The organism is Limnohabitans sp. Jir72, assembly GCF_003063575.1.
Taxonomy (GTDB): Bacteria; Pseudomonadota; Gammaproteobacteria; order Burkholderiales; family Burkholderiaceae_C; genus Limnohabitans_A.
This window is the reverse complement of the sequence record NZ_NESC01000004.1, coordinates 210,484-229,560: the sequence shown is the minus strand read 5'-3', so window position 1 is coordinate 229,560 and position 19,077 is coordinate 210,484. Positions and strand designations below refer to the sequence as shown.

The window sequence follows — 19,077 nt, the reverse complement described above, 5'->3', positions numbered from 1 at the left end:
AGGCGAAATGCCTGTGTCAAAAAAGGGTCAAGGGCTGGGCACGGTGATCGTGCAGGCGTCGCATGAAATGGCCTCGGCTGCCGCACCCTGGTTCAGGGCTCGGCCCTCCAGGTTGGCACCGGTTTGCAGCGTGATGGCGGTGCCCGCCAGCATGGTGCCTTTCATGACAGAACTCGTGCCCAAGGTGATGGCGCTGCCGGCAGTCCAGAACACATTGCTGGCTTTGGCACCACCGCTGAGCACGATTTGGCTGGTGGACAAGGTGGTGATGCTGGTCGCGCTGCGGATCACAAAGACCGCATTGGTGTCGCCTTGCGCATCCAGTGTCAGATGGCTGCCTGCCGATAAATCGATGCTCGTCAGTGACTCGTACAGGCCGGGGTAGAAGGTCAGACCTGCCAGATTGGTGGTGATGGGTGTGGGGGTGCCGCGGCCTGCACCGATGGCATTGGTGTAAGCGCTCAGCACATCGGTTTTGGCATTGCTCAGCAGCGTCGGATTGATCAACGCGCAAGCGGGACCTGTACCGTCAACAGCGTAGACATGGCCCACCACTTCGGGGCAAGTTGCAGGTGTGCTGAAGCCCGTGATGCTGGCACCTGTATCGGGTGTCAGGCCCACATCGCCCGTGATGAGCGAGGTCGGGATGTTGTTGATGGCTGCCGAGCCCAAGATGGCGAAGTTGGACGATGAAGCCAAAACGACCGGGGTCTGACATTCGCTGGTGCCCGTGGTGAATTGCCACACTTTGTTCGCGACCAAGGCGTTGCTGGCCAGGTCTTTCACACCACCGGAGCCGCTCAGCACTGTGGCCGTGTAGGCGGTCGAAGGCGACAGGTTGGCACTGGGGTTGATCGATGCAACCTGTGTCCCTGCGTCATAGGTGATCACCGCCACAACAGGCAAATTCAAACTGGCGGACGGTGCCAGTGTCAGCGTGGTGGTGGTCAGGGTCAGCGGGTCCATGGGTTCGCTGAAGGTCGTGTTCACGGTTTTGTTCAGACACACAGCAATGCCTGCATCAACCGGGTTGGTCAGTGTGACAGTGGGTGCCGTGGTGTCGATCACATCGGCTGTCGTGAAAGTCCAGACTTTGTCCACAGTCAAGGGGTTTCCCGCCAGATCGGTGGCGACCGTGCTGATGGTGGCCGTGAAGGCGGTGTTGCTGGGCAATGGTGCCGGTGCAGTGGGTGTGAAGGTGGCTGTACGCGCGCCAACGGCATAGCTCACGCTGCCCACCACCGGGGTATCGCCCACCGTGGTTTTGAGGGTGAAGCTGGTGGCGTTGATCGTGGCAGGGGCCATGTCTTCGCTGAAAGTGGCGGTCATCAAAGTGTTGACAGCGGCCACTGCATCTTGTGCTGGCGTTTGACTGATGACGGTTGGCGCAAGGCCATCTGTGCTGGAGCCTGTATCAAAAGACCACGCAAATGCACTGCTCAAGGGCGTGCCATTGGTGTCTTGCGCATCGGTGGTGATCGTGGCAACGCAACGGGTACTCAAGGGCAAGTTGTTTGTGGGCGAAAAAGTGGCCACACGGCTGTTGATGTCATAGGCCACCGTGCCGGGCACGGCCGTACCCAAGGGGCAAGCCAGCGTGAACGTGCTCGTGGTCAGGGTGACGGGGTTCATGGCCTTGTTGAAAGTGGCGGTGACTTGGGTGTTGATGGCCACACCCGAAACAACGGGGTTGCTGGCCAAAGGGGCGGTAGCGCTGACGCTGGGGGCCAGGGTTGATCCATTGCTGGAGCCCAAAATCGGGTCTTTGCCGCCGCCGCAACCCGCGATGAGCAGCGTGGACGCCAAAGTCAGCAACCACGTCATGGTGCTGATGCGAGAGATCGATGGGTGCATGAAGGGGCTCCTGACTCGGTGTTCTGGAAGTTCAGAGGATTGAAAATGACCAAGCGGTTTTCGGCCGCTGATCGCTGGTAGGGCGTGAGGCAATGGGTTAAACCACTGCCTCACGCCGCCAGTTTGGAGCGTCACGCTCGACGGGTCAGTGTGTTGGCTCACACGGTGCGCCAGTGCTGAGCAGGTCCTTGCGTTGCCGATGGTTCAACGTCGTGTGTTGCGTTCACGTTGAGTGGGTTGAGCGGTGGTCTTCGCTTTGGCCTGAAGCCATCGCTGCAACAAAATCAACCAAATGGGGTCGTGAACGCTGTCCGCCAGTCTGGCGCGTGAAATCGCCAAACGTTGTACCGGCGTCAGATCGGCATTCATGAGGTCTGCACTTCTTGGATGGCCAGAATGTCGAGTTGGATTTGTTCCCTGATCTCGTCCAACATCGGGCGTGTGCGCAGACTTCGGGCCCATGCCCAGCACAAGCCACTCAGGGCCAACAAAATCAGGGGCAATGCCAACAAGACCCAGGCGTGGTGGTTGTCAATCTGGGGCAAAGCGCACCACAACAACAAGGCCACACCGCCCAGAATCAGCGACAACAAAAGACCCAACAGCCCGAGTGAATACAGCACAAAGCGGTTTTTCAATGTGCACAGGTGCTGTGCCCAAGCCTGACCCGCCAAATCTGCATAGCCTTGTGCATGCGCTTTGAGCAATTCAGGGGGCAACACCAACAGCTTGAGCAACAGCTTGAACATCAGTTTTTGCGCGACTGAATGAACCAGGACATCACCAAAGCCACTGCTGCACCTGTACCGGCCGCAACCAGAACAGACTTGAGGGGCGAATGTTGGATGTAATGCTCGGCTGTGATGCGCACATGCCGAGTGCCATTTTTCAGTTGATGTTCCACTTCGAGCGCGGCGTCTTGACCTTGATTGCTCAGGTCTTGCACGCTTTCGTGGATGCGGTTGGCCATGCGATTGAGCACGGGTTTTGTTTCGGCCAGTACCTCGTTGACCGTGTTGGAGAGGTCAGCGCCAAGCGCCTGAATTTTTTGATGGGGGGTTTTTTGATCGGACATGAAGGCCTTTACAGTGAATGAAACCAAGTGAGGCATTCACTGTAAAAACCACAGATGCATTTGTCTGTGGTGTGGCGCACCCTTGTCAGATCAGGACGGTCCGTGGGCGCTTCTTTTTTGTTCGCGCAACATGAACAGGTACAGGCTTTCGACCTTGTCGCGCGCCCATGGCGTGCGGCGCAAAAATTTCAAACTTGAGCCCACGCTGGGCTCGTGCGTGAAGCAGCGAATCGGGACCAGCGTGCCCAACTCATGCCAGCCGTAATGGTCTGCCAATTGCGTGACGACCCTCTCCAGCGTCAGGCCGTGCAGGGGATTTCGGGGCTGTACAGGTGGCTTGGAGGTGTTCATGGGCTGATCGTTGGCGTAAAGGACGAGGATTTAGACGGTTTATTTGTGCTGCATCAAGGGCGCATCATGAATCTGTTGCATCATGAGTTGCGCTGTGTGGCTGCGTATTTTAGGTTTGAGCCCGCACCAGCGCAGATGACACGGTACTTATGAAACGATATGAAATGACGATGGCGGTGTGCACATGAGCGCGCAAGCCAGTCGCCTTCTTAACCAATTGCTGGCATGTTTGCCAGATGAGGCGTGGGCGCGCTTGTTGCCATTTTTGGCGCTTGTGAAGTTGCCAGCCGGACAATCGATGTACGAATCGGGCGCAAACTTTTTTTATGTTTATTTTCCTTTGAATTCCACGGTCGCGCTGCACGGCTTGACCGAAAGCGGTGATTCGTCCGTTTTGGCATTGGTGGGGCGTGAGGGCGTCGTGGGCGTCTCCAGTTTTATGGGCGGCTTGTCCACGACCAGCAATGCCACGGTGCTGGCAGGCGGAGATTTTTTGCGCGTTCGTTCAACCGATTTGTTGAGTGAGTTTGAGAATTCGACGCCCTTGTTGCACTTGTTGCTGCGCTACACGCAAGCGCTGATCACGCAAATGGCGCAGACCTCCGTTTGCAACCGCCACCATACGCTCGAAAAAGCTTTCAGTCGTTGCTTGCTGCTGTGTCTGGACCGGGCACCCGGCAATGAATTGCGTTTGACCCATGAACAAATGGCCAATTTGCTGGGCGTGCGGCGTGAAGGCGTGAGCGAAGCCGCTTCACGTCTGCAGCGGCAAGGCCTCATTCGTTACTCACGTGGACGCATCGAAGTGCTGGACCGCCAGGGGTTGGAGCAAGGCACTTGCGAATGCTATGGCGTGATCAAAACAGAATACGATCGCTTGCTGCCGATGCGTTTGGCGGTGTGAGCCCCATGGTTCTTGGAGTCTTGTCGTGAATGTCCGTTTTGTCTGATTTATCCGTTTCTGTCCCTGCGCGCGATGGCCCCCGCATTGTGGGCATCGGTGCATCGGCCGGCGGTCTGTCGGCGATGGAAGCGTTCTTTGCGCATGTGCCACTGGACACCGACTGCGCCTATGTGGTGGTGCAGCACATGGCGCCCGATCACCCCAGTTTGCTCGGGACTTTGCTTCAGCGGGTGACGGCTTTGCCTGTTTCTGATGCGCAAGATGGCGTTGTTTTGCTGCCCAACACCGTGCATGTGATGGCTTGTGATGGCGCTTTGACGGTGGTGCGGGGTTGTTTGCACTTTCGTGCCGCCCACAAGGTGCCAGGTTTGCGTGGCCCCCATTTGCCGATTGACGGCTTGTTGACCTCATTGGCACAAGACCAAGGCGAGCGAGCCGTGGGTGTGGTTTTGTCCGGCATGGGGCGAGACGGCGTGCAGGGGCTGCAGGCCATTTACAACACAGGCGGTTTAACACTGGCGCAGCAACCGGACACCGCCGCTTTTGTGTCCATGCCACAAAGTGCGATCGATGCCCAGTGCGTTGATGTGGTGGCACCTCCGCAAGACATGCCAGCGCGCATGGTGCAGGGCCTGAAAATGCCCAAAGTCAAGGCCGCGTTGGTACAGCCATCCGCTGACGCTGAGCCCATAGATGCTTTGCAGGCCATCGTGCGCTTGCTGCACCAGCAGCACAAACACGATTTGTCGCTTTACAAGCCAAGCACTTTGCGCCGACGCGTCGAGCGGCGCATGCATGTGCACCAGTTGCCTTCCATGGCGGCTTATTTGGAGCACCTGCAAACACATCCGCAAGAGTTGGCTTTGTTGTTTTCCGAAATACTGATCGGTGTCACTGCCTTTTTCAGGGACCCGCTGGTGTGGTCCGATTTGGCGGAAAAAGTTTTACCCGGCTTGTTGCAACAGCCGCGCACAGGCCCTGTGCGGGCATGGGTGCTGGGTTGCTCTACGGGTGAAGAGGCTTACAGTCTGGCCATGGCCTTGCAAGAGGTGCAAGATGACTTGGCCAAAGCCAGCCCTGCCCATAAGCCATGGCCGGTGCAGATTTTCGCGACCGACCTGAATGCCGCAGGCATCGCGGTGGCGCGTAAAGGCTGCTACAGCGCACAGTCACTCGCCGAGATGGACCCTGTGCGTCGGGACCGCTTTTTTGTGCCCTACGATGGTGGCTACCTCATCCAGCCCGAGATCCGCTCCATGGTGCTGTTCGCGCAGCACGATGTGATCCAGGACCCGCCGTTTACCCAGCTGGATCTGTTGCTGTGCCGCAATGTGTTGATTTATTTCAATGCCGCACTGCAGAGGCGTTTGATGCCCTTGTTTCACTTCAGCTTGCGCCCGGCTGGTGTGCTGGTTCTGGGCAGTGCCGAAACCGTGGGGCGCTCGCAAAGCCTGTTTGCCGTGCTCCATCCCAAGTCCCGCATTTACCGCCGGAACGAGCAAACTCTGTTGCCCGGTTCGGTAGACTTTCCTATCCAACGCTCACTGAAAGCACGCGCTGCCGTGCAGGAGTTGTCTGTGCCCATGTCAGCTTCCAATGCTTCTTCCAACTTGCAATCCCTGGCCGATCAAGTGTTGCTGCAGACCTTTTCACCGGCTGCGGTGCTGGTCAACGCGACGGGGGACATCCTCTACATCAGTGGGCGCACAGGTCGCTACTTGGAGCCTGCTGCAGGCAAAGCCAACTGGAATGTCCACGTCATGCTGCGCCATGCGCTGCGCGCTCAGGTGGCCATGGCCTTGCGCCAGGCTTTGCAGGAACGACAGCCGGTGGTCCTGCATGGCCTGCCGCTGGAAGGCGATGGCCAACGCCAGCTGCAAGTGACGGTGCAGCCCTTGCAGGAGCCTCAGGCGCTGGCAGGCATGGCCATGCTGGTGTTCAAGGAGGTGGCTGCACCCGGCACAGCAGGTTCCGCATCGGCCCTGCCAAACGCCGCGCTGGTAGACGAGCTCCAAAGTGCCCGCGAAGAAATTCAGGCCCTGCGCCATGAGATGCAGGCGTCCAAAGAAGAGATGCATGCGCTCAACGAATCCATGCAAACGGCCAACGAAGAGTTGCAGTCGTCCAATGAAGAGTTGACCACCTCCAAGGAGGAAGCGCAGTCCATGAACGAAGAGCTGCAAACCATCAATGGCGAGTTGCAAACACGTCTGGATGATTTGGCATTGGCCCAAAGCGACATGCAAAACCTGCTCAACAGCACCGACATTGCGACGCTGTTTCTGGACAACGATTTGAATGTGCGGCGTTACACCGAGCAAGCGGTGGGCATCTTCCATTTGCGTGAAGCCGATGTGGGCCGACCTCTGAGCGATCTGGCCAGCACCTTGGACTATCCACAGCTGCAGACCGATGTGAAAGAAACCTTGCGCACCCTGGCATCGTGCGCCAAATCGGTTGTCGCCAGCGACGGACGTTGGTTTTCGGTGCGCATCATGCCTTACCGCACCTTGGCCAACATGATCCAAGGTGCCGTACTCACCTTTGTGGACATCAGCGCTGCCAAAGCGCTGGAGTTCCGTTTGCGCGAGGCCCATGCGGCCGCGCCACCTGCAGGAGCCAAGTCATGACATCCGTCCCCATTTCCATCCACTCCCCGTCTGTTTTGCGCGAACGCGCACAAGCGCTGCTGCAAGCCAAGGGTGCCAGTCTCACTGCGGCCAAAGATCCGAGTACGGCCTTGCGCGTCTTGTTCGACCTGGCCTCATCGCCCGACACGGCGCACGATGCGCTGGCCTTGTTGCACGAGTTGCAGGTGCACCAGGTTGAGTTGGATTTACAAAACGAAGAGCTGCAGCGCTCGCGTGCCGAGTTGGAGTCGGCCTGGGCCTATCAGCTCCAATGGCACGATGCTTCGCCCAGTGCCCAATTGGTGTTGGATGAAGCCGGGTGCTTGTTGGAGTGCAACGCGGGCGCCTTGAAAAGCCTGAACCAGGACATTCAGCATGTGCTGGGCAAACGCCTGGAGACTTGGCTTGCAGCGGGCGATGTGCCTGGCGTGCAAGCTTGGCTTGCAGTTGCGCAGAAAAGCGATCAACCCGTTTCTTTGTGCTTGCAGTTGCACGCAGCGGACCAGACCATGCGGTCTGTATGCGCAGCCGCGCAAGCCAATCCGATGGCCCCTGGTGTGTTGGTGGCCTGGGTGGATTTGCCATCGATTTCTTGACGTCCTTGTGTGGCTTGGCGCACTGACTCAGACGCCATATCCCGTTATCGTGGGCTTGTCTGGATTGGAAACTTGTTGTTGTCAATCCAGGCGGGCGGCCAAGCCTTGACTTGGCCTGTTTAGACACTCTGCACGACAGGATTGCACCATGACTCACAAAACTTTCTGGGCCGCTACGGCAACTTCATTGGTCATTTTGGCCGCCACGGGCTGCGCGGTCTCGCGTGGTCAGGAAAGCGTAGGCGCTTACGTTGATGACACCGGCATCACCAGCTTGGTCAAAGCACGTTTTTACGAAGACAAAGATGTCGCGGGTTCGTCCATCGGCGTCGAAACGCTGAAGGGCACCGTGATGTTGTCGGGCTTTGCCAAAAGTTCACTGGAACGCAACAAAGCAGAAAGCATTGCCCGTGGCGTCAAGGGCGTGACCTCGGTCAAGAACGAAATCGCGATTCGCCCCTGAGCGCTTGCGACCCCTGGCACAGGCCGTGTGTGGCGTGCCGGCCAGGCGCTTTGACCCATGCCGACTTTGGCGCTGAGCGCTGGCTATTTTTTGCCTGGGCATCTGGCCGCAGTCGCTGGGTTTTACCCATACTTGCGAGTTGCAATATTTGTTCTTGTCTTTGCCCTGGATTGGTCGGGCCCTGGCCGCGCGAGCCGCGTGCCTTGGCATGGAGATGGCCCAAGGGAGCCACAACTGGTTTGAGTTGGCACATGTGATCTTGGCTGTGCGGCATGCACGGGCACTACTGGTTTGAAAGTAAGCCCAGTCACCAATTCAAGGCATTTCTTTGGACACATATCTTGCCTATCCTTATTGCATATTAGCGCTGGCGTTCATGGTGTTTTGTGCGCAGTGATCCCCTGAAATTTGCTTGTGAAGGATGACGCTGATGTGTATTGATTTGGTACTTGCAGACCCGTATCCCGTCATGCTTGATGGTTTGACGCATGTGTTCCACGAGTCTTCGGATTTCTCGGTCAAGTCATGCGTGGACAACGGTGATGCGGCTTTGCAAGCTGTGCAGCAATACCAGCCGCATATTTTGGTCATGGACCTGTCACTGACACAAAGAAGCGGTTTGGCTTTGTTGCAGGCCATGCAAGCTTGCGAGAGTCAGACCCGTGCCGTGGTGTTCACCGGTGCCTCGATTGGCGAGGTCATGCAAGCGATTGATTTGGGGGTGCAGGGTTTGGTGTCCAAAGAAAAGTCCAAGCAGATTCTGGCGCGTTGCATCAAGTCGGTGTACGAAGGCGGTCAGTGGCTGGACCGCGACTTGTCCCTGAAGACCATGTCACTTTTATTGGCGCAAAAAAAGCAGCATGCGCAAACCTCGCATTTGTTGACCCCTCGGGAATTGATGGTGGCACGCATGGTGACCGAGGGCTGGCCGAACAAAAAAATCGCCACCAAACTCTTCATCAGCGAAGGCACCGCCAAGCTGCATCTGCACCATGTTTACCAAAAGCTCAATTGTCCTGGTCGCATGTCTCTCCAACGTTTGATGCAAGACCACGGTCTGGTGTGAAAGGTGTTGCTGATGCAGGCCAACCCGTCTTTGAAAGGAAGTCCCATGTCAGATGACAGCAAGTTCTTGGAGTCGGCTTATGCCTTGCACGTGAGCGAACATTTTCGGCGTGCGTCAGAAGAGTTGTTGCATGCTTATCAGCGCAACAAGGAAGCCAATCGCCATCATGAAGCAGGTGCATTCAAGGCGGCTTTGCACCACGTGAAGCTGTCCAAGCACCATGCATTCAACGCGCACGAGCATCTGAAAGATGCCTTGCTGATCAGTGAAAAAATTGGACAAATGGATGCACGCATGGACATGCGGGATGGTTCGATTGGCGGCGCATCGGTTCAGTGAGTGTTTGGCGAAGGCTGGCCTCAAGGCCCGATCCAGAGAATGAATCATTTTCTGTTCTCTATGTACTGGATCGCACATTCATTCAACCTCGGCGGAACTAGACTGAGCCATGGCCTAAGGCAACGTATAAAAGGACTGTCTACCTCGTTGTGATGATCGCTACCTATTCTGATAAATGATCGCTGAAGGATTGAGCATGTCGATACGCGTTTTATTGTCGTCCAAGCACAAAGTGGTTTCCGAGGGAATCGCTGCAGTCTTGAGAACCCATGCAGATATGCAGCTGGTGGGCATTTCGGAAAATACACAGGGCACACAGGCTTTGTGTGAAGAGCTCAGTCCGCATGTCTTGCTGGTAGGCATACATGCCCATGGCACACAAGAGCTGGACCTCATACAGCGCATGACACATCGGGACTCTCCGCAAAATATTGTGGTTTATTCTGGTGAATCCGATCGCAACACGATCATGGAAATTTTGGATGCGGGTGCCAAGGGTTATGTCTCGACCACCAGTGGCATTGATGAGTTGATGTCGGCCATCCGAGCTGCTGCTGCAGGTCGCGACTATTTGTGCCAGTCTGCCGCAACCGAGATGATGGCGGGGATTCGCCAATCCAGAGACGGTGCAGCCACCGTTCGGTCGCATCTGGGTGGTCGAGAAGAGCAGGTGCTGCGTTTGATTGCCGATGGTTTTTCTTCCAAAGAAATTGCGCGCAATTTGCAGATTGCCCCCAGCACGGTTGAAGTTCATCGCCGCAACATCATGCGCAAGGTGGGCCTGCACAAAGTGGCCGATTTGACGCGTTATGCGATCCGCAACCAGATGGTGTCGGTGTGATGCCTCAGTGCGCGCTGCCAGGGCTCATTTGCCAACATGTGCGCTGGAGTCTGCCAGCTTGAGCAGACGGTCCATGTCGAGGATGTCGATGGTGCCTCTTTTGTAGTCCAAGATACCCTGCTCTTTGAGTTTGGCGGCGGCCAAGGTGATGCTCACGCGCCGCACCCCCAGCATGTGGGCGAGTTGGTCATGGGTCAGGCTCAGCTGTTGTGAGTGCGTGCGCTCGGCGCACAACACCAGCCAGGCGGCCAGTCGTGTGGGGATATCCTCACTTTGGATGGCAGCGGCCATCCTGGCGATGTCGTTGGCCATCTGCCAAAGGTAGCGTGCAATGACGCGCAAAATAGACGGGTTTGTCTGCAACAGGCCTTGCAGCGCTCGGCCGTCTACGCACCAGGCCTGACCTGATTTTTGAACTTCAAAATGCAAATGTTGGGTACTTTGCCCTAAGGCCGAGCCAAGCCCTACGGCACCTTCCGAACCAATGAGCCCCACGGCCAAACTCGATTGCATGGCCTTGTTGACCCAAAGCGTCACGCAGGCATCGAGCAAAAAATAGACCTTCGGACGGCTTTCACTCACCGGCATATTCAGGCGTTGACCTTGGGCCAACTCAACAAGCTGACAGATTTGATGAAGTTGGCCGATATCTTTCTCGGAGAGCTGAAAGATGAGGCCGTTGGTTGAAAAATTCACAAAATCATCCGGCGACACTGTTGGTGGCGCGGCATCTTGCTGCTCGTGGATGCCAGCAAAAATCACGCGTATTGAATCAACAAAGATTGTATGACGCAATGATTCGCAACATAGTCATAGTTTTATTGGTTTATGTTCGTTACAGAACATAGAATACTGACAATATCAGAACCACTAAAGTCAAGGGAGCGAGTCTTTCCTTGGCGACAACGCATTGACCTGGCTTGTTCGTAACTCTCTGCTGAATTTGATGCTCAAGGAAGCGACATCGGATCAGGGTGCATCGCTTGAAAGCGTTTTCCTGCCGCAAGGGCCGCTCTCGCTGGCACCCGAGCATCCGTATGTTTACTTTCCTCGGGATGCTTTGTTGGCCATTTCGCAAAGCTGCCATGTGCACGATGCAGTGGATGTGGCCGTGGTGGGGCACCATGCCTGCATTGGCCCCTCGGAGTTGTGGGGCGTCAAGATCAAAGCCATGGTCATGGTGCCTGGCCATGCTTATCGCCTGGATTGGTCAAGCCTGAAGCAGGGGACAAAGCTGTATGGCACATGGGTGTGGTACCTCACCTCGGTGATCCATGGCCTGATTGAGCAGATGGCACAAACGGCTTATTGTGCCCAGCACCACAACGCCACACAGCGTTTGGCCAGTTGGCTTTTGGTCTGTTTGGCGCAGCATGGTGGCGCATCCTTGACGGTGCCCCAGGACTTGTTGCCAGCATCCTTGCGCCAACAAGAGTCGGCTCTGCAAATCGCGTTGAACCAGCTAGAAACCACCCAGGCGCTTGGCCTGTCCGATGCGGGCGTCCATGTGCTGGATGCCAAGCGCTTGGCGCGTGTGGCGTGCCTGTGTCACACCATGGTCATCCACGACATTGCTGAGCGACAGCCTCGGCCACTTTGATGCCGTCCACACCGGCAGACAAAATGCCGCCCGCATAGCTGGCCCCCTCACCGGCCGGGTACAGACCACGCGTGTTGAGGCTTTGAAAGTCTTCGCCTCGTGGAATTTTGAGCGGTGAAGAGGTGCGTGTTTCTACGCCAGTCATGACCGCATCGGCCATGTCGTAGCCTTTGATCTTGCGGCCGAACACCGGCAGCGCTTCGCGCATGGCCGCCACAGCGTAGTCGGGCAGCACATCGGCCAGATCCCCCAGCTTGACGCCGGGTTTGTAGGACGGCACCACGCTGCCCCAGCTGTGCGATGCGCGTTGCGCCAGAAAGTCGCCCACCAATTGACCGGGGGCTTCGTAGTTGGCACCGCCCACTTCAAAGGCACGCGTTTCCAGCTGGCGTTGCAGCACGATGCCCGCCAACGGGTGAGGCGCAGGCGGTTTTTGCTGTGCCAAGGCCAAGGCTTCTTGCGCCAGCTGTGCGCCGTCGACATCGCCAAAGGCCGCTTGCCAGGCGGCGGTGTCCAGCGGATAGTCCGGCGGGTCGATGCCCACCACCATGCCCGCGTTGGCATTGCGTTCGTTGCGCGAGTACTGGCTCATGCCGTTGGTGACCACGCGGCCGGGCTCGCTGGTGGCGGCCACCACCGTGCCGCCGGGGCACATGCAAAAGCTGTAAACCGCGCGGCCGTTTTGCGCGTGGTGCACCAGCTTGTAATCGGCAGCGCCCAGCAGGGGGTGGCCTGCGTGGCGGCCCCAGCGGGCCTGGTCGATCACGCTTTGCGGGTGCTCGATGCGCACACCAATCGAAAACGCTTTGGCCTGCAAGGCCACGCCACGTTGGTGCAGCATCACAACGGTGTCGCGCGAGCTGTGGCCCAAGGCCAGCACCACATGGCGCGTGGCCAGGATGTGGCTTTGGCCGGTGCGCAGGTCCAGCACCTGCAGGCCGTTGACCTGTTGACCCTCTGGTGCGGGCGTGAGCAGCACATCGTTCACGCGTTGCTCAAATCGGATTTCGCCACCCAGTGCCTTGATTTGCTCGCGGATGTTTTCCACCACCTTGACCAGCTTGAAGGTGCCGATGTGCGGGTGCGCGGCAAACAAGATGTCGGCAGGGGCCCCGGCCTTGACGAACTCATCCATCACCTTGCGGCCCAGGTGGCGCGGGTCTTTGATTTGGCTGTAGAGCTTGCCGTCACTGAAGGTGCCAGCGCCGCCTTCGCCAAACTGCACATTGCTCTCGGGGTTGAGCGTTTTCTTGCGCCACAGGCCCCAGGTGTCCTTGGTGCGTTCGCGCACGGGTTTGCCGCGTTCCAGCACGATGGGCTTGAAGCCCATTTGCGCCAAGCTCAGCGCCGCGAACATGCCGCAAGGGCCAAAGCCCACCACCACGGGGCGCTCGCCGTCGTGCGTGCCAAAGTCTGCGCGGGCATGGCGAGGCGGGTGCCAAGTCATGTCGGGTGTGGGCTGGATGTGCGGGTTCTTCTCGAACTGTTGCAGCAGCGCGGTTTGCGCAGACGCATCGCTCAATGTGATGTCCACGATGAACACCGCCAGCAGCTCGGCCTTGCGGGCATCGAAGCTGCGTTTGAAAACGTGCAGCGTGGCGATGTCGGACTCGCCGAGTCCCAAGGCTTTGGCGGCCAGTTGGCGCAAAGCCGCTTCGGGGTGGGGCGGTGGAATGCGGTCCTCGTCGGTTTCAGACGGGGCGTCTGCAGCGCGGCGCGCTTGCACTGGCAGGGCCGAGAGGGGGAGTTTGAGTTCAGAAATTCGGATCATGGTCGTGGCTTGTGGTTATCAAGCAAGAAGCCCTGATTATCCCCGTTGCGGCCGGGCCTGTTTGGCTGTTCACAAAGTCAACCGCCCGCCTGTGCAGCGGTCCACCCCGGCCAGATCTTGGCGTGACTGCACATCGGTGAATCCGGCTTGTCTCAGCAGGCCCTGCACGGCGGTGGCCTGGTCCCAGCCGTGTTCCAGCAGCAGCCAACTGCCTGGGGCCAGGTGGCTGGAGGCTTGCGCGATGATCTGGCGGATGTCCGCCAGGCCATCGGCCCCGCTGGTCAGGGCTTGCAGGGGCTCGTGCGTCAGTGCGGCCAGGTGCGGGTCGCCAGCGGCCACATAAGGCGGGTTGGAGGCAATCAGATCGAACACCCCGGGCACAGCGGCCAGCCAGTCACTCAGCACAAACTGCACCGGCAAGTTCAAGCGCTGGGCGTTGGCTCGGGCCACGGCCAGAGCGTCTTCGCTGGCGTCTACGGCCCACACCTGTGCATCGGGGCGGGCGTGTTGCAGCGCCAAGGCCACCGCACCGCTGCCGGTGCCCAGGTCCAGCACGCGCAAGCCCTGTGGGGCGGGCGTGGCGGGCAGCACCGCCAGTGCCCATTCCACCAGGGTTTCGGTGTCGGGGCGCGGGTCCAGCACGCGGGCATCCACCGACAGCGTTAAACCAAAAAAATCTTTGCGACCGGTGATGTAGGCCACAGGCTCGCCGCTCAGGCGGCGGTGCAGCGCAGCTTGCCAAGTGGCATGTTGCGTGGGCGTTAAGGCGTCGTTGTCGTGGCTCAGCAGCCAGGCGCGGTCATGCAGGGGGCGGCCCAAGCTGTGCAGCAGCAGCATCTGCGCATCGACCCGGGCCATGCCCTGTGTGTGTGCCTGGTTCAGGCATTCGGTCAGTGTGGGGGTGTTCATCAGGTGGTGGCCCCGATCTCCAGCGCGGCCAGTTGTTCTGCGGCTTCGTAAGCCTGCAGCGCATCGACCACGTCTTTCAAATCGCCTTCCATGATGGTGAGCAGTTTGTACAGCGTGAGGTTGATGCGGTGGTCGGTCAAGCGGCCTTGCGGAAAGTTGTAAGTGCGGATGCGGTCCGAGCGGTCGCCGCTGCCGATCAGGCTTTTGCGTTCGGCCGCGTCTTTGGCAGCGCGTTCGGCCCGGTCTTTTTCCTGGATGCGGGCCGTCAGCACCTTCAGGGCCTGGGCCTTGTTGCTGTGCTGGCTGCGGCCGTCCTGGCATTCGGCCACGATGCCCGTGGGCAAGTGGGTGATGCGCACGGCCGAGTCGGTTTTGTTGATGTGCTGTCCGCCCGCACCGCTGGCGCGGTAGGTGTCGATGCGCAAGTCCGAGGGGTTGATCTTGATCGCCTCGGCTTCGTCCGGCTCGGCCAGCACCGCCACGGTGCAGGCGCTGGTGTGGATGCGACCTTGTGTCTCGGTGGCGGGCACGCGCTGCACCCGGTGGCCGCCGGACTCGAACTTGAGTGCGCCGTAAACGGTGTCGCCTTCGATGCGCACCACCACTTCTTTGTAGCCGCCCAGCTCGCTCACCGATTCAGACACGATCTCGCACTTCCAGCCTTGGCTTTCGGCATAGCGGGTGTACATGCGCAGCAAGTCGCCCGCAAACAGCGCCGACTCGTCACCACCGGTGCCTGCGCGGATTTCCACAAAAGCCGGGCGGGCGTCGTCTGGATCTTTGGGCAGCAGCATGCGCTGCAATTCGGCCTCCAGCGTTTGCAACTCGGCGCTGGCGCTGGCGATTTCTTCTTCGGCCATCTCGCGCAGGTCGGCGTCATCGAGCATGGCTTGGGCGGCGCTCAGATCGGCTGTGCGCTGCTGAAAGCGGGCAAAGCGCGAGGCCACGGCGCTGACCTCGGCATGCTCGCGCGAGAGCTTCAGGAACTGGGTCATGTCGCCCATGATGTCCTCGCGGGACAGCAAAAAGTCCAGCTCGGTCAGCCGCAGGGCGTAGCGTTCGAGTTGTTGGATGAGGAAGGGTTTCATGCGACCAAAGTGTTGTAGCTCGGAGCTTCAGCTCCGACTTGCGCCAGGTGTCGGAGCTGAAGCTCCGACCTGCGAGGATAGTGGGATCTTGTCGGTGTTCAAGCGCCGACCGGCAACGCTAACGCTCTTGCCGCAAAAACAGGCGCTGCACCGCTTGCATGGTCTGCTCGCGGTGGGCAGCGTCGGCGCTGCGCAGGTCAGCCAGGGTGCCGTGCAGCATTTTTTGGGTCAGGCCTTTGGCCAGGGCTTCCAGCACGGCTTCAGGTGACTCGCCTTTGGCCAGCAGCTTGCGGGCACGGGCCAATTCGGCTTCGCGCCAGTTGTCGGCTTGTTGGTGCAGTTGCTGGATCAGCGGCACGCTGTCGCGCTGGCCCAGCCAGTGGCTGAAGCTTTGCACGCCGGCGTCGATGATCACTTCGGCCTCGGCCACTGCCGCCTGGCGTTGGGCCTGGCCCGCTTGCACCACACTGGCCAAGTCGTCCACGGTGTAGAGGTAAACGTCTTGGAGCGCTTTGACTTCGGGCTCGATGTCACGCGGCACGGCCAGGTCGACCATGAACATGGGGCGGTGCTTGCGCTTCTTCAATGCCCGCTCTACCGCGCCCAGACCGATCAGGGGCAAGGTGCTGGCGGTGCAGCTGATCACGGCGTCGAACTCGTGCAGGCGATCGGGCAGCTGGGACAGTTGCATCACTTGCGCGCCAAAACGGTTGGCCAGCTTTTCGCCGCGTTCCAGGCTGCGGTTGGCAATGGTCATGCTGTGCGGTTGTTTGGCGGCAAAGTGGGTCACCACCAACTCGATCATCTCGCCCGCACCGACAAACAGCACCTTGATGTCCCTAAGGTTTTCAAACAGCTGGCTGGCCAGGCGCACCGAGGCAGCGGCCATGCTGATCGAGTGGGCTCCGATTTCGGTGGCGGTGCGCACTTCCTTGGCCACGGCAAAGGTGCGTTGAAACAGCTGGTTGAGGGTGCTGCCCAAAGCCCCCGCTTGTTCTGCGGCACGCACCGCGTCTTTCAGTTGCCCCAGGATCTGGGCTTCGCCCAAGACCATCGAGTCGAGTCCGCTGGCCACCCGGAAGGCGTGCCGCGCAGCCTCGTTGCCTTCGAGCAGATAGGTGTGCGATTGGAGTTCTTGTGCCGATACGCCACCGGCTTGGGCCAGCCAACGCAAGGTGTCGGCGGTGGCGGCTTGATCGGCGGCGCAATAAATCTCGGTGCGGTTGCAAGTGGACAAGATCGCCGCTTCGGGCGTCTGGTCGGTGCGCTGGGCCAGATCGCTGCGCAAACCCTGCAAAGTGGGGGCCAGCTGGTCCACGGCGAACGCAAACCGGCCGCGCAAATCGAGCGGCGCAGTCGTGTGGTTCAAACCGAGGGTCCAGACAGCCATGTGCTGATTATAGAAACCCCCTTTGCGCGGCCCGACCTGGGGGGCTTTCAGGGCACAATCGAGTCGCTTGCGTCACACGGCGTGACGCGAACTTAGACCTGTTTCAAGCGCCCATGACTGTCTGGTTACTCATCTTGCATCTGCTGAACTTTGTACTGCCCGCGCTGGCCATGGCCGTGCTGATGCCCTGGGCCGGGCGCTGGGTGATGGGCTCAGGCGGCTGGCCTGTGCGACGGCGCAGGGCTGTGCATGCCTTGGCGGGCGTGCTGGTGCTGGTGGCAGGTTTGGTCTTGCAAGGCCATGACGGAAAAATGAGCACCTACATGGCGCTGGTGCTGGTCGCCGCGACAGCCGAGTGGGCCATGCACCGGGGCTGGAGCCGCAAATAAGGCTCAGGCTGGGCTGAACAGGTCCACCCTGTCCGTGATGATGCCGTCGGTGCCCAAGGCCAGCAGGTGCTGAGCCGCCCATTCGTCGTTGACGGTATAGCTCAGGCAACGCAGGCCTGCGCCCTTGACTTGGGCCACGGTGGTGGCGTCCCACAGGGCGTAGTGGGCGACCACGGCCACACAATGGAGTGCCAGGGCTTTTTCCAACCAGCCGTCCCACAAGGTATCGACCAGCAGGCCGCGGGGCAGTTCGGGCGCGACCGCTTGGGCTGCCGCCAGCGCGTCGGGCTTGAACGAGGTCAAGAGTGGCGGCACCTCGGCCCCTTGCCACAGCTGGGCTGCGAGGCGGGCCACAGCTTCGCCGGTGGCGGCTTCGGTGCCCGGGGTGGGTTTGATCTCGATGTTGAGCAGGCAACGGTTGGCCAGGCAAAAACGGGCCAGACCTTCCAGAGTGGCCAGGGGCTCGCCCGCAAAGGCACGGGAATGCCAGCGGCCTGCATCCAGCTGCGAGAGCGTCTGCCAGGCTTGTTCGCCGCCGATGCCTTGGCCGTTGGTGGTGCGTTCCAGTGTGGCGTCGTGCATCAGAAACACCACACCGTCGGCGCTGAGTTTGGCATCGCACTCGAACATGCGGTAGCCGTGCTCAGACCCAAGCCGAAAGGCGGCCAGCGTGTTTTCGGGGGCGAGTTTGCCAGCGCCCCGGTGGGCGATCCAGCGCGGGTAGGGCCAGGGTTTCATGGGACCCGTTCAGGCGATGCGTTTTTGGGTCTGCGCGTCAAACCAGTGCACGCGGTCGGCGCGGGGCGTGGCGCAGAAGGTGGTGCCCGGTTGCGGCGCGGGCAGCGACTCGTCCAGCCGCAAGGTGAGTGTTTCATCTCCTAAGCGGGCGTGCACCAGACGCTCGGCGCCCAGCAGTTCCACCGTGTCCACAGACAGCATCCAACCACCAGATGGCGTGATGTCCAGGTGCTCGGGGCGGATGCCCATGATTTGCCCTGCGGGCGTGCCCGGCGCGTGCTTGAGCAGGTTCATGGGCGGCGATCCGATGAAACTGGCCACAAAGGTGCTGGCCGGGCGGTTGTAGACCTCTTCGGGCGTGCCAAATTGCTCCATGTGGCCACCGTTCATCACGATCATGCGCTGGGCCAGCGTCATGGCTTCGACCTGGTCGTGCGTGACAAACAGGCTGGTGATGCCCAATTCGCGGTGCAGTTTTTGAATCTCCAGCCGGGTCTGGGCGCGCAGCTTGGCGTCCAGATTCGACAGCGGCTCGTCAAACAAAAACACCTGCGGCTGGCGCACAATGGCGCGGCCCATGGCCACGCGCTGGCGCTGGCCACCGGACAACTCGCGGGGTTTGCGTTGCAGCAAGTGGCTCAATTCGAGGATGCTCGCCGCCTTGTCCACGCGGGCCTTGATCTCTTCGATGGGGCGCTTGGCGATCTTCAGGCCATAGGCCATGTTGTCGAACACGCTCATGTGCGGGTACAGCGCGTAGTTCTGAAACACCATGGCGATGTCACGCTCGGCGGGTTCCAGCTCGTTGACCACACGCTCACCAATTGAAATGGTGCCGCCCGAGATGTCTTCCAGGCCCGCCACCATGCGGAGCAGGGTGGACTTGCCGCAGCCGGACGGCCCGACGATGACCACGAATTCGCCATCGGCGATGCTGGCGCTCAGGTCGTGGATGACGGTGTTGGCCTTGGCGCCCGCGCCATAGGTTTTGAGGATGTGGGAAAGGGTGATGGAGGCCATGGATTTTTTAATCAGACGGGGACAGAGCAACGCTTCGCATGGGTCTGTCTCCG

21 protein-coding genes are annotated in these 19,077 nt (G+C 59.6%); 9 read left to right on the top strand and 12 right to left on the bottom strand.

The window, feature by feature from the left end; all coding sequences use genetic code 11:
• Window positions 1-27: 27 nt before the first annotated feature.
• The 5 genes from B9Z52_RS07500 to B9Z52_RS07485 form a co-directional block, all read right to left on the bottom strand.
• A complete protein-coding gene (locus tag B9Z52_RS07500; RefSeq protein ID WP_108413214.1) occupies window positions 28-1,854 on the bottom strand; it encodes an Ig-like domain-containing protein in 1,827 nt (608 codons plus the stop codon).
• Between the two features lie 204 nt (window positions 1,855-2,058).
• The gene (locus tag B9Z52_RS17850; protein ID WP_158270522.1) at window positions 2,059-2,223 is read right to left on the bottom strand and encodes a hypothetical protein; all 165 of its coding nucleotides are present in this window, start codon (window positions 2,221-2,223) and stop codon (window positions 2,059-2,061) included.
• Complete coding sequence (locus B9Z52_RS07495; protein ID WP_108413213.1) at window positions 2,220-2,603, bottom strand: hypothetical protein; 384 nt, start codon at window positions 2,601-2,603, stop codon at window positions 2,220-2,222. Before B9Z52_RS07495 ends, B9Z52_RS17850 begins: the two co-directional genes overlap by 4 nt.
• Window positions 2,603-2,929: a hypothetical protein gene (locus B9Z52_RS07490; RefSeq protein WP_108413212.1), complete on the bottom strand. Its 327-nt coding sequence runs from the start codon at window positions 2,927-2,929 to the stop codon at window positions 2,603-2,605. Before B9Z52_RS07490 ends, B9Z52_RS07495 begins: the two co-directional genes overlap by 1 nt.
• A gap of 90 nt (window positions 2,930-3,019) precedes the next feature.
• Entirely contained in the window at window positions 3,020-3,280 is a 261-nt protein-coding gene (locus B9Z52_RS07485; protein ID WP_108413211.1) for a VF530 family DNA-binding protein, read from the bottom strand.
• A 340-nt stretch (window positions 3,281-3,620) separates the two neighbouring features.
• Between B9Z52_RS07485 and B9Z52_RS07480 the strand changes: the two genes are divergently transcribed.
• The 7 genes from B9Z52_RS07480 to B9Z52_RS07450 all read left to right on the top strand — a co-directional run bounded on the left by B9Z52_RS07480 (window position 3,621) and on the right by B9Z52_RS07450 (window position 10,119).
• Complete coding sequence (locus B9Z52_RS07480; protein ID WP_369907865.1) at window positions 3,621-4,184, top strand: Crp/Fnr family transcriptional regulator; 564 nt, start codon at window positions 3,621-3,623, stop codon at window positions 4,182-4,184.
• A gap of 29 nt (window positions 4,185-4,213) precedes the next feature.
• Entirely contained in the window at window positions 4,214-6,814 is a 2,601-nt protein-coding gene (locus tag B9Z52_RS07475) for a chemotaxis protein CheB (protein WP_108413209.1), read from the top strand.
• The gene (locus B9Z52_RS17985) at window positions 6,811-7,410 is read left to right on the top strand and encodes a hypothetical protein (RefSeq protein ID WP_199222056.1); all 600 of its coding nucleotides are present in this window, start codon (window positions 6,811-6,813) and stop codon (window positions 7,408-7,410) included. The genes B9Z52_RS07475 and B9Z52_RS17985 overlap by 4 nt, the downstream gene beginning before the upstream one ends.
• Before the next feature lie 148 nt (window positions 7,411-7,558).
• Window positions 7,559-7,873 (top strand): BON domain-containing protein, encoded by a 315-nt coding sequence (locus B9Z52_RS07465; protein WP_108413208.1) that lies wholly within the window; start codon window positions 7,559-7,561, stop codon window positions 7,871-7,873.
• A 430-nt stretch (window positions 7,874-8,303) separates the two neighbouring features.
• Complete coding sequence (locus tag B9Z52_RS07460; protein WP_108413311.1) at window positions 8,304-8,939, top strand: response regulator transcription factor; 636 nt, start codon at window positions 8,304-8,306, stop codon at window positions 8,937-8,939.
• A gap of 45 nt (window positions 8,940-8,984) precedes the next feature.
• Entirely contained in the window at window positions 8,985-9,278 is a 294-nt protein-coding gene (locus B9Z52_RS07455) for a hypothetical protein (protein WP_233251868.1), read from the top strand.
• A gap of 196 nt (window positions 9,279-9,474) precedes the next feature.
• Complete coding sequence (locus B9Z52_RS07450; RefSeq protein WP_108413310.1) at window positions 9,475-10,119, top strand: response regulator transcription factor; 645 nt, start codon at window positions 9,475-9,477, stop codon at window positions 10,117-10,119.
• Window positions 10,120-10,143: 24 nt separating this feature from the next.
• Here B9Z52_RS07450 and B9Z52_RS07445 read toward each other — a convergent pair whose 3' ends face one another.
• Window positions 10,144-10,701, bottom strand: a complete 558-nt coding sequence (locus B9Z52_RS07445; RefSeq protein WP_158270521.1) for a Crp/Fnr family transcriptional regulator — start codon at window positions 10,699-10,701, stop codon at window positions 10,144-10,146.
• Window positions 10,702-11,029: 328 nt separating this feature from the next.
• Between B9Z52_RS07445 and B9Z52_RS07440 the strand changes: the two genes are divergently transcribed.
• Complete coding sequence (locus B9Z52_RS07440; protein WP_146182804.1) at window positions 11,030-11,719, top strand: hypothetical protein; 690 nt, start codon at window positions 11,030-11,032, stop codon at window positions 11,717-11,719.
• Here B9Z52_RS07440 and B9Z52_RS07435 read toward each other — a convergent pair.
• The 4 genes from B9Z52_RS07435 to hemA all read right to left on the bottom strand — a co-directional run bounded on the left by B9Z52_RS07435 (window position 11,679) and on the right by hemA (window position 16,877).
• Complete coding sequence (locus B9Z52_RS07435; protein ID WP_108413205.1) at window positions 11,679-13,490, bottom strand: NAD(P)/FAD-dependent oxidoreductase; 1,812 nt, start codon at window positions 13,488-13,490, stop codon at window positions 11,679-11,681. The genes B9Z52_RS07440 and B9Z52_RS07435 overlap by 41 nt on opposite strands.
• Before the next feature lie 69 nt (window positions 13,491-13,559).
• On the bottom strand, window positions 13,560-14,399 hold the full coding sequence (gene prmC / locus B9Z52_RS07430; RefSeq protein WP_108413204.1) for a peptide chain release factor N(5)-glutamine methyltransferase: 840 nt from the start codon (window positions 14,397-14,399) through the stop codon (window positions 13,560-13,562).
• Window positions 14,399-15,487, bottom strand: a complete 1,089-nt coding sequence (gene prfA, locus B9Z52_RS07425) for a peptide chain release factor 1 (RefSeq protein WP_108413203.1) — start codon at window positions 15,485-15,487, stop codon at window positions 14,399-14,401. Before prfA ends, prmC begins: the two co-directional genes overlap by 1 nt.
• Window positions 15,488-15,605: 118 nt before the next feature.
• Window positions 15,606-16,877 carry a glutamyl-tRNA reductase gene (gene hemA, locus B9Z52_RS07420; protein ID WP_108413202.1) on the bottom strand — a complete coding sequence of 424 codons (1,272 nt, stop codon included), beginning with the start codon at window positions 16,875-16,877 and terminating at the stop codon, window positions 15,606-15,608.
• Between the two features lie 113 nt (window positions 16,878-16,990).
• On the opposite strand from hemA, the gene B9Z52_RS07415 reads away from it, so the two are divergent.
• A complete protein-coding gene (locus B9Z52_RS07415; RefSeq protein WP_108413201.1) occupies window positions 16,991-17,266 on the top strand; it encodes a hypothetical protein in 276 nt (91 codons plus the stop codon).
• Window positions 17,267-17,269: 3 nt separating this feature from the next.
• Here the strand turns inward: B9Z52_RS07415 and ugpQ are convergent, their stop codons facing one another.
• Window positions 17,270-18,004 (bottom strand): glycerophosphodiester phosphodiesterase, encoded by a 735-nt coding sequence (gene ugpQ / locus B9Z52_RS07410; protein ID WP_108413200.1) that lies wholly within the window; start codon window positions 18,002-18,004, stop codon window positions 17,270-17,272.
• Between the two features lie 9 nt (window positions 18,005-18,013).
• Entirely contained in the window at window positions 18,014-19,024 is a 1,011-nt protein-coding gene (gene ugpC / locus B9Z52_RS07405) for a sn-glycerol-3-phosphate ABC transporter ATP-binding protein UgpC (RefSeq protein ID WP_108413199.1), read from the bottom strand.
• Between the last annotated feature and the right edge of the window lie 53 nt (window positions 19,025-19,077).

What these genes read in the sequence shown, in the direction of transcription:
- hemA (WP_108413202.1), bottom strand. Translation starts at nt 16,877, where the DNA reads ATGGCTGTCTGGACCCTCGGTTTGAACCACACGACTGCGCCGCTCGAT.
- B9Z52_RS07490 (WP_108413212.1), bottom strand. Translation starts at nt 2,929, where the DNA reads ATGTCCGATCAAAAAACCCCCCATCAAAAAATTCAGGCGCTTGGCGCT.
- B9Z52_RS07500 (WP_108413214.1), bottom strand. Translation starts at nt 1,854, where the DNA reads ATGCACCCATCGATCTCTCGCATCAGCACCATGACGTGGTTGCTGACT.
- B9Z52_RS07475 (WP_108413209.1), top strand. Translation starts at nt 4,214, where the DNA reads ATGTCCGTTTTGTCTGATTTATCCGTTTCTGTCCCTGCGCGCGATGGC.
- B9Z52_RS07450 (WP_108413310.1), top strand. Translation starts at nt 9,475, where the DNA reads ATGTCGATACGCGTTTTATTGTCGTCCAAGCACAAAGTGGTTTCCGAG.
- B9Z52_RS07465 (WP_108413208.1), top strand. Translation starts at nt 7,559, where the DNA reads ATGACTCACAAAACTTTCTGGGCCGCTACGGCAACTTCATTGGTCATT.
- B9Z52_RS17850 (WP_158270522.1), bottom strand. Translation starts at nt 2,223, where the DNA reads ATGAATGCCGATCTGACGCCGGTACAACGTTTGGCGATTTCACGCGCC.
- ugpC (WP_108413199.1), bottom strand. Translation starts at nt 19,024, where the DNA reads ATGGCCTCCATCACCCTTTCCCACATCCTCAAAACCTATGGCGCGGGC.
- B9Z52_RS17985 (WP_199222056.1), top strand. Translation starts at nt 6,811, where the DNA reads ATGACATCCGTCCCCATTTCCATCCACTCCCCGTCTGTTTTGCGCGAA.
- B9Z52_RS07495 (WP_108413213.1), bottom strand. Translation starts at nt 2,603, where the DNA reads ATGTTCAAGCTGTTGCTCAAGCTGTTGGTGTTGCCCCCTGAATTGCTC.
- B9Z52_RS07435 (WP_108413205.1), bottom strand. Translation starts at nt 13,490, where the DNA reads ATGATCCGAATTTCTGAACTCAAACTCCCCCTCTCGGCCCTGCCAGTG.
- prfA (WP_108413203.1), bottom strand. Translation starts at nt 15,487, where the DNA reads ATGAAACCCTTCCTCATCCAACAACTCGAACGCTACGCCCTGCGGCTG.
- B9Z52_RS07460 (WP_108413311.1), top strand. Translation starts at nt 8,304, where the DNA reads ATGTGTATTGATTTGGTACTTGCAGACCCGTATCCCGTCATGCTTGAT.
- B9Z52_RS07455 (WP_233251868.1), top strand. Translation starts at nt 8,985, where the DNA reads ATGTCAGATGACAGCAAGTTCTTGGAGTCGGCTTATGCCTTGCACGTG.
- prmC (WP_108413204.1), bottom strand. Translation starts at nt 14,399, where the DNA reads ATGAACACCCCCACACTGACCGAATGCCTGAACCAGGCACACACACAG.
- B9Z52_RS07485 (WP_108413211.1), bottom strand. Translation starts at nt 3,280, where the DNA reads ATGAACACCTCCAAGCCACCTGTACAGCCCCGAAATCCCCTGCACGGC.
- B9Z52_RS07415 (WP_108413201.1), top strand. Translation starts at nt 16,991, where the DNA reads ATGACTGTCTGGTTACTCATCTTGCATCTGCTGAACTTTGTACTGCCC.
- ugpQ (WP_108413200.1), bottom strand. Translation starts at nt 18,004, where the DNA reads ATGAAACCCTGGCCCTACCCGCGCTGGATCGCCCACCGGGGCGCTGGC.